General features: G+C 73.9%; 10 protein-coding genes and 1 tRNA gene. 2 read left to right on the plus strand and 9 right to left on the minus strand.

Annotated features, from left to right (window positions below; translation table 11 throughout):
- Positions 1-2: 2 nt before the first annotated feature.
- The 3 genes from prmC to rpmE all read right to left on the minus strand — a co-directional run bounded on the left by prmC (position 3) and on the right by rpmE (position 2,343).
- Entirely contained in the window at positions 3-893 is an 891-nt protein-coding gene (prmC, locus tag ET495_RS08490; protein WP_129204223.1) for a peptide chain release factor N(5)-glutamine methyltransferase, read from the minus strand.
- A complete protein-coding gene (gene prfA / locus ET495_RS08495) occupies positions 886-1,971 on the minus strand; it encodes a peptide chain release factor 1 (protein WP_129204225.1) in 1,086 nt (361 codons plus the stop codon). Before prfA ends, prmC begins: the two co-directional genes overlap by 8 nt.
- A 156-nt stretch (positions 1,972-2,127) precedes the next feature.
- Positions 2,128-2,343 (minus strand): 50S ribosomal protein L31, encoded by a 216-nt coding sequence (rpmE, locus tag ET495_RS08500; protein ID WP_129204227.1) that lies wholly within the window; start codon positions 2,341-2,343, stop codon positions 2,128-2,130.
- 133 nt (positions 2,344-2,476) lie between these two features.
- Between rpmE and ET495_RS08505 the strand changes: the two genes are divergently transcribed.
- Positions 2,477-3,613 carry a glycosyltransferase family 4 protein gene (locus ET495_RS08505; protein WP_129204229.1) on the plus strand — a complete coding sequence of 379 codons (1,137 nt, stop codon included), beginning with the start codon at positions 2,477-2,479 and terminating at the stop codon, positions 3,611-3,613.
- 121 nt (positions 3,614-3,734) lie between these two features.
- Here ET495_RS08505 and rho read toward each other — a convergent pair whose 3' ends face one another.
- From rho to argS, 6 genes are all read right to left on the minus strand, one after another.
- Positions 3,735-5,687 (minus strand): transcription termination factor Rho, encoded by a 1,953-nt coding sequence (rho, locus tag ET495_RS08510; protein WP_245993382.1) that lies wholly within the window; start codon positions 5,685-5,687, stop codon positions 3,735-3,737.
- A gap of 252 nt (positions 5,688-5,939) precedes the next feature.
- Positions 5,940-6,896, minus strand: a complete 957-nt coding sequence (gene thrB, locus ET495_RS08515) for a homoserine kinase (protein WP_129204233.1) — start codon at positions 6,894-6,896, stop codon at positions 5,940-5,942.
- A 27-nt stretch (positions 6,897-6,923) separates the two neighbouring features.
- Positions 6,924-7,994 (minus strand): threonine synthase, encoded by a 1,071-nt coding sequence (gene thrC / locus ET495_RS08520; RefSeq protein WP_129204235.1) that lies wholly within the window; start codon positions 7,992-7,994, stop codon positions 6,924-6,926.
- Between the two features lie 8 nt (positions 7,995-8,002).
- The gene (locus ET495_RS08525) at positions 8,003-9,328 is read right to left on the minus strand and encodes a homoserine dehydrogenase (RefSeq protein ID WP_129204237.1); all 1,326 of its coding nucleotides are present in this window, start codon (positions 9,326-9,328) and stop codon (positions 8,003-8,005) included.
- Positions 9,329-9,453: 125 nt separating this feature from the next.
- Entirely contained in the window at positions 9,454-10,827 is a 1,374-nt protein-coding gene (gene lysA, locus ET495_RS08530; protein ID WP_129204239.1) for a diaminopimelate decarboxylase, read from the minus strand.
- On the minus strand, positions 10,824-12,521 hold the full coding sequence (gene argS, locus ET495_RS08535; RefSeq protein ID WP_129204241.1) for an arginine--tRNA ligase: 1,698 nt from the start codon (positions 12,519-12,521) through the stop codon (positions 10,824-10,826). The genes lysA and argS overlap by 4 nt, the downstream gene beginning before the upstream one ends.
- Positions 12,522-12,686: 165 nt before the next feature.
- Here argS and ET495_RS08540 point away from each other — a divergent pair.
- Positions 12,687-12,759 (plus strand) — tRNA-Arg (locus tag ET495_RS08540).
- The last annotated feature ends 135 nt before the right edge of the window (positions 12,760-12,894 follow it).

Below are 12,894 nucleotides of genomic sequence, written 5' to 3' on the forward strand. Positions count from 1 at the left end.
GGTCAGTGTTCCACGAGGGCGGCCGTCCTCCGTGCGACGACCATGCGCGGGCGCGCGGAGAGATCGGTCCTCGTCGCCGCGGGCGTGAACGCGCCCGACGCGTCGACCATCGCGCGGGCCGCCGCAGCCTGGACCTCCGCGTGCTCCATGACGTACAGGCCCCCGGGCCGCAGCAGGCGCGCTGCCGCAGCCGTCACCCCCCGCGGCACCTCCAGGCCGTCGGGCCCGAGGCCGTACAGGGCGACCGCCGGGTCGTGGCGTGCGACCTCGGGGTCGCGCGGCACCGCGTCGGGCGGCACGTAGGGCGGGTTGGAGACGACGACGTCGACGGTCCCGTCGAGCTCGTGCAGCGCCGTCCGGGCGTCGCCGCGCACGAGGTGGACGCAGCTGCCGGCAGTGTTGCGGGCCGCCCAGGCGTGCGCCGCGGCGTCGAGCTCGACCGCGTGGACGCGGGCGTCGGGCACCTCGTGGGCGACCGCGAGCGCGATCGCCCCCGAGCCGGTGCACAGGTCGACGACGACGGGACCCACGTGTCGTTCGGCGACCAGGCGCGACGCCTCGTCGATCGCGACCTGCGCGACGGTCTCCGTCTCGGGCCGCGGCACGAACACCCCCGGACCGACCGCCAGCTCCAGATGCCGGAACGGCGCCGAGCCCGTCAGGTGCTGCAGCGGCTCGCGTGCGACCCGGCGCGCGAGCAGGCCCGCGAACGCCGTCGCTGCGGCGTCGGGCACCGGGGCGTCGAGGACCGCGAGCCGGCGCACCTCGCTGCGGCCGGTGTGCAGGACGTGCGCGAGCAGCAGCTCGGCGTCGACGCGCGGGCTGGGCACGCCCGCCGCGGCGAGCGCCGTCGTCGCCTCGCGCAGGAACGTGGCCGCGCGCGGCCTAGGCACCGGCAGCCGCCAGACGCGCGGCCTCGTCCGCGTCGATCGCCGAACGGACGACGGGCTCGAGGTCGCCGTCGAGCACCTGGTCGAGGTTGTAGGCCTTGTAGCCGGTGCGGTGATCGGCGATGCGGTTCTCGGGGAAGTTGTAGGTGCGGATGCGCTCGGAGCGGTCCACGGTGCGCACCTGCGAGCGGCGCAGGTCCGCGGCCTGCGCCGCGGCGGCCTCCTGCTGCGCGGCCAGCAGGCGCGCGCGCAGCACGCGCATGGCCTGCTCCTTGTTCTGCAGCTGCGACTTCTCGTTCTGCATCGACACGACGATGCCGGTGGGAAGGTGCGTGATCCGCACGGCCGAGTCGGTCGTGTTGACCGACTGCCCGCCCGGGCCCGAGGAACGGTAGACGTCGATGCGCAGGTCGTTCTGGTCGATCGCGACCTCGCCAGGGTCGTCGACCTCGGGGAAGACGAGCACCCCCGCGGCCGAGGTGTGGATGCGGCCCTGCGTCTCGGTGACGGGCACACGCTGCACGCGGTGCACCCCGCCCTCGTACTTCAGGTGCGCCCAGACGCCGTCCGCGGGGTCGCGCACCGAGCGCGCCTTCACGGCGACCTGGACGTCCTTGTAGCCGCCCAGGTCGGTCTCGGTCGACTCGAGCACCTGGGTGGACCAGCCCTTGCGCTCCGCGTACCGCAAATACATGCGCAGCAGGTCGCCCGCGAACAGGGCGGACTCCTCGCCGCCCTCGCCCGCCTTGATCTCCAGGATGGCGTCGCGCCCGTCGTCGGGGTCGCGCGGGACCAGGACGCGGCGCAGGTGCTCGGCCGCGCCGGCCGCGGCGGCCTGGAGGCTGGGCAGCTCGGCCGCCAGCTCGGCGTCGAGCTCGGCGAGTTCGGCCGCCGCGGTCGCGTCGTCGCGCGCGGCCTTCCAGGCGCGGAAGGCGCCCACGACCTGGTTCAGCTCGGCGTACCGTCGCCCGAGCGTGCGCGCGCGCCCGGCGTCGGCGTGCACGGCGGGGTCGGCGAGCGCCCGCTCGATCTGCGCGTGCTCGTCCAGCAGGGCACGCACGCTCCCGAAGTCCTCAGTCATCCCCGTATCGCTCCCGCCAGTCGTGCCCGCGCTCACCGAGATCGTGCCCGCCCGGAGGCGGGAAGCAAGGAGCGCCGGTGGTCCGGCTTCCGAAGCGCGACTGCCCCTGGAGAGGTTGTCGTGCGAGTCGGGCGGACCACCGGCGCTCCCGGGGTGCTACTTGGCGGCCTTCTTGCCGTAGCGAGCCTCGAAGCGGGCCACACGGCCACCGGTGTCGAGGATCTTCTGCTTGCCCGTGTAGAACGGGTGGCAGGCGCTGCAGACCTCGACGCTGATCTGGCCGGCGGTCTCGGTGCTGCGCGTGGTGAAGGTGTTGCCGCACGTGCACGTGATCTGCGTGACCACGTACTCGGGGTGGATACCGGACTTCATGATGCTCCTTGGGATGGTTGCCGCCGGGTCGTCCCGCTGACTGCGGGCCGTGAACCGGCAGGCCGACAGATCATTGTGCCAGACAGCGCCCGCATCCGGGAAACCCGCCCCCGCGCCCCGTACGATCCGCAGCATGCCGAGGACCCTGATCGTCACCAACGACTTCCCACCCCGCCGTGGCGGCATCGAGTCCTTCGTGCGCGCTCTCGCCGACCGCCTCGGCGACGTCGTCGTCTACACCGCGTCCATGCCCGGGGACGGCGACGTCGACGCGACGCTCCCCTACCCGGTGGTCCGCGACCGTTCCGGGACGCTGCTGCCCACGCCCCGCGTGCGCGACGCCGTCGTGCGCACGCTGCGCGAGCACGGGTGCGACCGCGTGCTGATCGGCTCCTCGGTGCCGCTCGGGCTGCTCGCCCCGGCGCTGCGGGCGGCCGGGGCCCGGCGAGTCCTCGCCGTCACGCACGGCCACGAGGTGTGGTGGTCGCGCCTGCCCGGCACGCGGCAGGCGCTGCGCCGGGTCGGCGACGGCGTCGACGTGCTCACCGACATCTCCGACTGGACGCGCGCACAGATCGGCAAGGCGCTGTCGGACGCCGGCCGCGCACGTCAGACGCGCATGGCCCCCGGAGTCGACACCGACCGGTTCCGCCCCGGGTGCGGCGGCGTCGACGTGCGCGCGTCGCTGGGGTTCGACGACGCGACGCCCGTCGTCGTGTGCGCCGCCCGGCTGGTGCGACGCAAGGGGCAGGACATGCTCATCGACGCGTGGCCGCGCGTGCAGCGGGCGGTGCCCGGGGCGCGCCTGGTGATCGTCGGCGACGGTCCGTACCGGTCGCGGCTGGAGCAGCGCGCCGGTCGGCGCGGCGTGGCCGACGTCGTCACGTTCGCCGGGTCCGTGCCGTGGGAGCAGATGCCGGGGTGGATGGACGCGGCCGACGTGTTCGCGATGCCGTCCCGGTCACGGCTGCTGGGCCTCGAGCCCGAGGGGCTCGGGATCGTGTTCCTGGAGGCGGCCGCGTGCGAGAAGCCCGTCGTCGTCGGGCGCAGCGGCGGCGCGCCCGAGGCGACCGACGACGGCGTCACCGGTCACGTCGTCGACCCGCGCGACCCGGACGAGATCGCACGCCGCATCGTCGAGCTCCTGACCGACCGCGCGGCGGCCGCGCGGATGGGTGCGCTCGGGCGCGAGCGCGTCCTGGCGTCCTGGCAGTGGGACCAGGTGGGCGCCACGGCGCGCCGCCTGCTCGACCTGCCGCCGGCGGCCTGACGGTCTGGCGGTTTGTCGATCTGGCGGGACGCGTCGCTGCCCCGAAACGCCAGAAGCTCGCAGGCCCGGACGGGCTTGCGAGCTTCTGGACGGGACGCTCAGCGGCGTGACATCGGGCGGGTCAGATTGTCTCGCCCGCGGTCTCGTCGGTCAGGCTGCCCGGCGTCGTCTTCTGCACGTGGAGCAGGAACTCCACGTTGGTCTTGGTCTTCTTGAGCTGACCCAGCAGCAGCTCGATCGCCTGCTGCTGGTCGAGAGCGCCGAGCAGGCGCCGCAGCTTGTAGACGATCTGCAGCTCGTCGCGCGACATGAGGATCTCCTCGCGGCGCGTGCCCGAGGAGTTGACGTCCACGGCCGGGAAGATGCGCTTGTCGGCGAGGTTGCGCGACAGCCGCAGCTCCATGTTTCCGGTGCCCTTGAACTCCTCGAAGATGATCTCGTCCATCTTCGACCCGGTCTCCACGAGCGCCGAGCCCAGGATCGTGAGCGATCCGCCGTTCTCGATGTTGCGGGCCGCGCCGAAGAACTTCTTCGGCGGGTAGAGCGCCGCGGCGTCCACACCACCCGACAGGATGCGGCCCGACGCCGGCGCGGCCAGGTTGTACGCACGCGACAGGCGGGTGATCGAGTCGAGCAGCACGACGACGTCCTGACCGAGCTCCACGAGGCGCTTGGCGCGCTCGATGGCCAGCTCGGCGACGATCGTGTGGTCGGACGCGGGCCGGTCGAACGTCGAGGCGATGACCTCGCCCTTGACCGACCGCTCCATGTCCGTGACCTCTTCGGGCCGCTCGTCCACGAGCACCACCATGAGGTGGACCTCGGGGTTGTTGGCGGTGATCGAGTTGGCGATCTGCTGCATGATGATCGTCTTGCCGGCCTTGGGCGGCGCGACGATGAGGCCGCGCTGGCCCTTGCCGATCGGGGCGACGATGTCGATCACGCGCGGCGTGAGCTTGGTGGCCTCGGGGTTCTCCAGGCGCAGGCGCTCCTGCGGGTACAGCGGCGTGAGCTTGGTGAACTCGGGCCGCAGACGAGACTCCTCGGGCGTCATGCCGTTGACCGAGTCGAGGCGCACCAGCGCGTTGTACTTCGAGCGCGCGCTGTTGCCCTGCGGCTGCTGCTCGCCCTCGCGGGGCTGGCGGATCGCGCCGATGACGGCGTCGCCGCGGCGCAGACCGGCACGCTTGACCTGGTTGAGCGACACGTACACGTCGTTCGGCCCGGGCAGGTAGCCGCTGGTGCGGATGAACGCGTAGTTGTCGAGGATGTCGAGCACGCCCGCGACGGGCAGCAGCACGTCGTCCTCGCGGACCTCGACGTCCTCGCCGCCGACGACGTCGGGGGCGCCGCCGCGCGGGTTGCGCCCGCGCTTGCGGTCACGGCCGCGGTCACGACCACGACGACGCCGCGAGCCGCGGTCGTCGTCCGGGCCGAAGCCGCGGTCGTTCTGGCGGTCGTTCTGGCGGTCGTTCTGACGGTCGTTCTGGCGGTCGTTCTGGCGGTTCTCGGTGCGCTGCTGTCCCTCGCCGGACTCGCCCTGCGATCGGTTCTGGCCGCCCTGACCCTGCTGGCCCGAGCCCTGCCGGCGCTGACGCGGTGCGGCGACGGCCTCGGCCAGCTCGGCCAGGCGTGCTGCCCGGTCGGCGTCGGACGCCGGCTGCTCGCCGCGCGCCGGTCGATCCGCCCGCGGCTGCTCAGTGCGGGGCTGCTCGGTGCGGGGCTGCTCGGTGCGGGGCTGCTCGGTGCGAGGCTGCTCGGTGCGGGGCTGCTCGGCGGCGGCCGGCCGGTCGCCGCCGGTCGCTCGCGTGGCGCGCCGCGATCGGCGCGGCTCGGCCGACGTCGCAGCCGCGTCCGCCCGCACGGCCGGTGCCGCGGAGGTAGCCGACGTGGCGGCTGCCGCCGGCGCGCTGCCGCCCGCACGGCTCGCGCGGATCGCCTCGGCGAGCTCGCCCTTGCGCATCCGGGACGTGCCCTTGACCCCCATCTGGGAGGCCAGCGCCTGGAGCTCGGCAAGCTTCATCGAGCTCAAGGCCCCGGACGTGTTCGCCCGGGTGTCGGTGGTGTCTGTCACGAAGGACCCTTCCCCCTCGTTCGCGGGGCGTCCGGCGGTGTCGCCAGGACGCATGAGCCTCGCGTCAGCGGTACATCGACGTCACTGGCGGGGCTCGTCGGCCTTCTTCTCGGCACCGCGTCAGCGTCCACGTGCGGGTACAGGGCAAGAGATGCGCTGAAACCTGCGCGGTTCGATGGGGGGTGGCTCCGAGTTCGACCGGGAAACGCCTTGCGCGAAAACGCCTTGCGCGCTTGGCCGATGCTTGAAGGCTTACTGAATCGTACCACTCGGTGTCCCGCGGGCACTGACCACTCGACGCGCTCGCGCACCCTCGGCGGCGACGCCCGGCCGCAGCGCCCGCCATCCGGCGACGCCGTCGACCAGCCCGGCGAGCACGCGGTCGAGCGCCGGCACGTCGTCGTCAGGAGCGAGGACGAGCACGGTGGGGCCCGCTCCCGAGACGGTCGCGGCGAAACCCTCTGCACGCAGCGCGTTCAGCAGCTCGGCCGACGACGCCATGACCTCCGAGCGGTACGCCTGGTGCAGCCGGTCCTCGGTCGCCGCGAGCAGCAGCTCCGGCCGCCGCGCGAGCGCCTCGACCAGCAGCGCGGCCCGGCCTGCATTGAAGGCGGCGTCGGCGTGCGGCACGTCGGCGGGCAGCACGGCCCGCGCACGCGACGTCGCCAGGCGCGCGTCGGGCACCAGCACCGTCGCGACGATCGACGGGTCGACCTCCAGACCCACGGCTCGCGGGCCGTCCGCCTCCTGCCACGCCACGGTCGCGCCGCCGGTGATCGCGGGGGCCGCGTTGTCGGGGTGACCCTCGAACTCGGTCGCGATCGCGAGCACGGCACGCGAGTCGAGCACCCGCGGGTCGGCGAGCAGCGCCCGCGCCGCGACGACGCCCGCGACGACCGCGGCGGCCGACGACCCGAGCCCGCGACCGTGCGGGATCGCGTTCGAGCACGTCATCCGCAGCCCCGTCTGCGACGCCCCCACGAGGTCGAGCGTGTGCCGCAGCGCGCGCACCACCAGGTGCTCCTCGTCGGTGGGCACCTGGCCGGCGCCCTCCCCGTACACGTCGACCACGACGCCGTCGCTCGCCACGAGGCGCACCTCGAGCTCGTCGTAGAGCGCCAGGGCCAGCCCGAGCGCGTCGAACCCGGGGCCCAGGTTGGCGCTGGTCGCCGGGACCCGGACGACCACGTGGTCGGCTCCGAACTGCACGGGCGGGCTCCTCTCAGTCCGGTCGGGTCACTCGAGCCCGAGCGCGTCGGCGATCGAGACGACGTCGGCGGTGACCCGCACCGGCTCGACCTCGTCGCCGTCGAGGGTGCGCAGCGCCCAGCCCGGGTCCTTGAGGCCGTGCCCGGTGACCGTGATCACGATGCGGGCACCGGCCGGGACGAGACCCGCCTCGGCCCGGGCGAGCACTCCCGCGACACCCGCCGCGGACGCAGGCTCGACGAACACGCCGACCTCGCTCGACAGCAGGCGGTGTGCGGCGAGGATCTGCGCGTCCGTGACGGCCTCGATGACGCCGCCCGACTCGTCGCGCGCCGCCACGGCCTGGTCCCACGAGGCGGGGTTGCCGATGCGGATCGCGGTCGCGATGGTCTCGGGCTGGTCGATCGGGTGGCCCTTGACGATGGGCGCCGCGCCCGCGGCCTGGAAGCCCCACATGACCGGCGCCTTCGACGCCGGACCGTCGGCCGCGTACTCGACGAAGCCCTTGCGGTAGGCGGTGATGTTGCCGGCGTTGCCCACCGGCAGCGCGTGGATGTCGGGGGCGTCGCCGAGCGCGTCGACGATCTCGAACGCGGCGGTCTTCTGGCCCTCGATGCGGTCGGGGTTGACCGAGTTGACGAGCTCGACCGGGTAGGCCTCGGCGAGCTTGCGCGCCGCGACCAGGCAGTCGTCGAAGTTCCCGTCGACCTGGAGCAGCACCGCGCCGTGCGCGATGGCCTGCGACAGCTTGCCCATCGCGATCTTGCCGTCCGGCACCAGCACCGCGCAGGTCATCCCCGCGCGCGTGGCGTAGGCGGCGGCCGACGCCGACGTGTTGCCCGTCGAGGCGCACACCACGGCCTTCGCGCCGCGGCCCGCGGCGGCCGAGATCGCCGTCGTCATGCCGCGGTCCTTGAACGAGCCGGTCGGGTTCATGCCCTCGACCTTGACCCAGACCTCGGCGCCCGTGCGGGCCGAGAGCGCCGGCGCCGGAACGAGCGGCGTGCCGCCCTCCCCCAGCGTCACGATCGTCTGCTGCACGTGCGCAGGCAGACGGTCGGCGTACTCGGCGATGACGCCGTTCCATTGCTTGGCCACTGGGCTCCTCAGCTTCCCTCGACTCGCAGGACGGAGATGATCTCGCGCACGGCCTCCAGCCCCGCGACGGCGTCGACCGTCGCGGCCAGGGACGCCTCGCGTGCGGCGTGCGTGGTGATGATCAGGTGCGCCGTCTCGGCCTTCTCGTCCGACGGCGCCTGCCGCACCGTGTCGATCGAGACCCCGTGGTCGGCGAGCACGCCCGCGACCTGGGCGAGCACGCCCGGCCGGTCCGCGACGGCGAGGCGCACCTGGTAGCGGGTGACCGCCGCCTGCGACGGCAGCACCGGGAACGCCTGATCCTTCGACTCGCGCAGGCCCTTGCCACCCGTCAGGCGCCGCCGCGCGACCGACACGACGTCGCCGAGCACGGCCGACGCCGTCGGGCGTCCGCCCGCACCCTGGCCGTAGAACATGAGCGGGCCGGCGCCGTCGGCCTCGACGAACACGGCGTTGAACGCGCCGCGCACCGCCGCCAGCGGGTGGCTGTCGGGCACGAGCGCCGGGTGGACACGCACGGAGATCTCCCCGTCGTCGACCGGGCCGATGACCTCGGCGACCGCGAGCAGCTTGATGACGTGACCGGTGCGGCGCGCCCAGGCGACGTCGGCGGCGCTCACGCCGCGGATGCCCTCGCGCGCGACGTCCTTGAGCGCGACGCGGGTGTGGAACGCGAGGCTGGCGAGGATCGCGGCCTTGGCCGCGGCGTCGAACCCGTCGACGTCGGCGGTCGGGTCGGCCTCGGCATACCCGAGCGCCTGCGCCTCCTTGACCGCCTGGTCCAGGTCGAGGCCCTCGGTCGCCATCTTGTCGAGCACGTAGTTGGTGGTGCCGTTGACGATGCCGAGGACGCGGCGCACGTGGTCGCCGGCGAGCGACTCGCGGATGGGACGCACGATCGGGATCGCCCCGGCGACCGCGGCCTCGTAGAGCAGGTCGACGCCCGCGGCGTCGGCGGCCTCGAACAGCTCGGGGCCGCGCTCGGCCAGCAGCGCCTTGTTCGCGGTGACGACGGCGGCCCCGGCGCCGAGCGCCCGGACGATGAGCGTGCGCGCCGGCTCGATGCCGCCCATGACCTCGACGACGACGTCGGCGCCGTCGACCAGCGCCTCGGCGTCCGTCGTCAGCAGGTCGTGCGGGATCACGAACCCGTCGTCCGTGACGCGCTCGGTGTCGAGCGAGCGCACGGCGATGCCGGTCAGCTCGACGCGCGTACCGACGCGGGCCTCGAGGTCGATCGGGTTGGCGAGGATGCCGCGGGCGACCTCGGTGCCCACCACACCACAGCCCAGCAGCGCGACACGCAGCGGGGCAGGGCTCGACGTCTCGGGCACGGGGCACCTCCGGTCAGCAGGGGGATGTCGGCCCCAGGATAGGGCGTCGGCGCGGTCGGGACGCCCGACGTCCGCCACACGAGCGCCGCCGGTGTCGCCCCGTGTCGCGACACCGCGGGCCCCGATCAGCCGACGTCGAGCGCGAGCAGGTCCTCGACCGTCTCGCGGCGCACCAGGACGCGCGAGCCGCCGTCGGCCACCCCGACGACGGGCGGGCGCGTGAGCAGGTTGTAGTTCGAGGCCATCGAGCGGCCGTAGGCACCGGTCGCGGGCACCGCGAGCAGGTCGCCTGCCCGCACGTCCTCCGGCAGGTCGACGTCGTGCACCACGATGTCCCCCGACTCGCAGTGCTTGCCGACGACGCGGGCACGCACGCGGGCGGCGTCGCTGTCGCGGCCCACGATCTCGGCGTGGTAGCGGGCGTCGTACAGCGCCGGGCGGATGTTGTCGCTCATCCCGCCGTCGACCGAGACGTACAGACGCGTCCGTGTCGTGCCGTCCTGGTCGGTGACCAGGACGGGCTTGACGGTGCCGACCGTGTAGAGCGTGATGCCCGCGGGGCCGACGATCGCGCGCCCCGGCTCGATCGAGATGCGCGGCAACGCCGTGCCCTCCTGCGCGCACACCGCGGCCACGGCCTGCGCGACCGACGCCGCGACGCCACGCGGGTCGAGCGTCTCCTCCCCGGGCAGGTAGGCGATCCCGTAGCCGCCGCCCAGGTCGACCTCGTCGACCAGCACGCCCGTGCGTGCCGCCAGGTGGGCGCGCAGGCGCAGCACCGACCGGGCCGCCTCGACGAACCCGGCGGCGTCGAGGATCTGGGAGCCGATGTGGCTGTGGATCCCGAGGAGGCGCAGGCTCGGACGCGCGAGGACCCGCAGCAGCGCCTCGACCGCGGGCGCGTCGCCGCCGCCCGGCCCCGCGTTGACCGACAGGCCGAACTTCTGGTCCTCGTGCGCCGTCGAGATGTACTCGTGCCCGCCCGCGTGCACGCCCGTCGTCACGCGCACCATGACGGGCGCGACGACGCCGCGCGCGGCCGCGAGGTCCGCGACCCGGTCGATCTCGACGAGCGAGTCGACGATGATGCGCCCGACGCCCGCGTCGAGCGCGGCGGCGATCTCGGCGTCGGACTTGTTGTTGCCGTGCAGGCCCAGCTCGGCGCCGGGCAGGCCCGCGCGCAACGCCACCGCGAGCTCGCCGCCCGAGGCCGTGTCGACCCGCAGGCCCTCCTCGCGCGCCCACCGCGCGACGGCGACCGTCAGCAGCGCCTTGCCGGCGTAGTACACGTCGACACCCGTGCCCACCTGCGCGAACGCGTCCTCGAACGCCGACCGGTAGGCCCGCGCGCGCTCACGGAAGTCACGCTCGTCGAGCAGGTAGGCGGGCGTGCCGTGCTCGGCCGCGAGCGCCGTCACGCTCACCCCGCCCAGCACCAGCACGCCGTCGTCCCCGCGCCCGGCCGACGACGGCCAGGGCGCGCCGAGCGGCGCGGTCACATCCGCTCCGGGGCGGACACGCCGAGCAGGCCCAGGCCGTTGGCCAGCACCTGGCGGACGGCGTCGTTGAGCCACAGGCGGGTGCGGTGCGTGTCGGTGACGGGCTCGTCGGGGTAGGGCAGCACGCGCCGCTGGCCCTCGGCGTCCTTGGCCTGGTACCAGGAGTGGAAGTCACCCGCGAGCGCCTCGAGGTAGCGCGCGACGCGGTGCGGCTCGCGCAGCGCGGCCGCCTCGCCGACGACGCGCGGGAACTCGGCCAGGCGCCCCAGCAGCACGGCCTCGGCCGGGTGGTCGAGCAGCGACGGGTCGAAGCCGTCGGCGCGCGCCACGCCGCGGTCGGCGGCGTTGCGGTCCACGGCGGCCGTGCGCGAGTGCGCGTACTGCACGTAGTAGACCGGGTTCTCGTTCTTCTGGCTGGTCAGCAGGTCGAGGTCGAGGTCGATCGTCGAGTCGGCGGCGAAGCGCGCGAGCGAGTAGCGCGCGGCGTCCACGCCGACGGCGTCGACCAGGTCGTCGATCGTGATGACGGTGCCCGCCCGCTTGGACATGCGCACCGGGGCGCCGTCCCTGACGAGGTTGACGAGCTGGCCGATGAGGATCTGCAGGTTCTTGTGCGGCTCGTCTCCGAAGGCCGCGCACACGGCCATCATGCGGCCGATGTACCCGTGGTGGTCGGCGCCGAGCATGATGATGACCTCGTCGGCACCGCGCTCACGCTTGTCGAGGTAGTAGGCGATGTCGCCCGCGATGTAGGCGGCCTCGCCGTCGGACTTGATGACGACGCGGTCCTTGTCGTCGCCGAAGTCGGTGGTGCGCAGCCAGGTGGCGCCGTCGGCCTCGAAGATGTGGCCCGCCTGGCGCAGGCGCTCGACGGCGCGGTCCACGGCCCCGGACTCGTGCAGCGAGTCCTCGTGGAAGTAGACGTCGAAGTCGACGCCGAAGTCGTGCAGCGACTTCTTGATCTCGCCGAACATCATCTCCACGCCGCGGGCGCGGAACGCCTCCTGCGCCTGGTCGTCGGGCAGCGTCGCCGGAACCGGCTCACCCGCGGCGACGGCCTGCGCGGTGACGGCGTCGGCGACCTCCTGGATGTAGGCGCCGCCGTAGCCGTCCTCGGGCGCCTGCTCACCGCGGGCGGCCGCGAGCAGGGAGCGCGCGAACCTGTCGATCTGCGTGCCGTGGTCGTTGAAGTAGTACTCGCGCGTCACCTGCGCGCCGCTCGCCTCGAGCACACGGGCGAGCGAGTCGCCGACGGCGACCCACCGCACGCCGCCGATGTGGATCGGTCCCGTGGGGTTGGCCGAGACGAACTCGAGGTTGATGTGCTTGCCGGCCTCGGTCGTGTTGCGGCCGTACGCCTCGCCCGCCTCGACGATCGAGCGGGCCAGCTCGCCCGCGGCGGCGGCGTCGAGCGTGATGTTGAGGAACCCGGGGCCGGCGATGTCGACCCGCTTGATGCCGGCGACCGTCCGCAGGCGGGCGGCGACATCCTCGGCCAGCGCGCGGGGCGTGGTGCCCGCCTTCTTGGCGAGCTGGAGGGCCACGTTGGTGGCCCAGTCCCCGTGCTCTCGCTGCCGCGGTCGCTCCACGTGCACCCGGGCCGGGACGGCCGCCGGGTCGAGGGCGAGGGTGCCGTCGGCCACGGCCGAGGCGAGGGCAGCGCTGAGGGCTCCAGAGAGCTCGTCGGGGGTCACCCGGCGATTCTACGTGGGGGGCGTAGCGGATTTCGGCGGCGCGCACCGGCGTCGGACGCGTGCACCCGGTGCGGTGCGCGAGCGGTGCCCGGGCCCGATGCCCGAGGAGGGCGGAGAGGCTGGTAGTCTCGGTTCGGCCACGCGGCAGGACGCTGCGTCGGTTCCGCGCCTGTAGCTCAGTGGATAGAGCGTCTGCCTCCGGAGCAGAAGGTCGGGGGTTCGAGTCCCTTCAGGCGCACCGTGCTGGTACGAGAACCTCGGTCCTCAGGGCTCCTGAGGCCGGGGTTCTCGGCAGACCAGCCATGACAGACCCGAGGAGGCCGTCCGCGAGGGCGGCCTCTCGTGCGTCGCCGGGGATTCCTGGGGTGAGCGG

Source organism: Xylanimonas allomyrinae (genome assembly GCF_004135345.1).
Lineage (GTDB): Bacteria > Actinomycetota > Actinomycetes > Actinomycetales > Cellulomonadaceae > Xylanimonas > Xylanimonas allomyrinae.

Excerpts from the sequence above, each read along its gene's own strand:
- prfA (WP_129204225.1), bottom strand. The coding sequence starts at position 1,971 with ATGACTGAGGACTTCGGGAGCGTGCGTGCCCTGCTGGACGAGCACGCG.
- rpmE (WP_129204227.1), bottom strand. The coding sequence starts at position 2,343 with ATGAAGTCCGGTATCCACCCCGAGTACGTGGTCACGCAGATCACGTGC.
- ET495_RS08505 (WP_129204229.1), top strand. The coding sequence starts at position 2,477 with ATGCCGAGGACCCTGATCGTCACCAACGACTTCCCACCCCGCCGTGGC.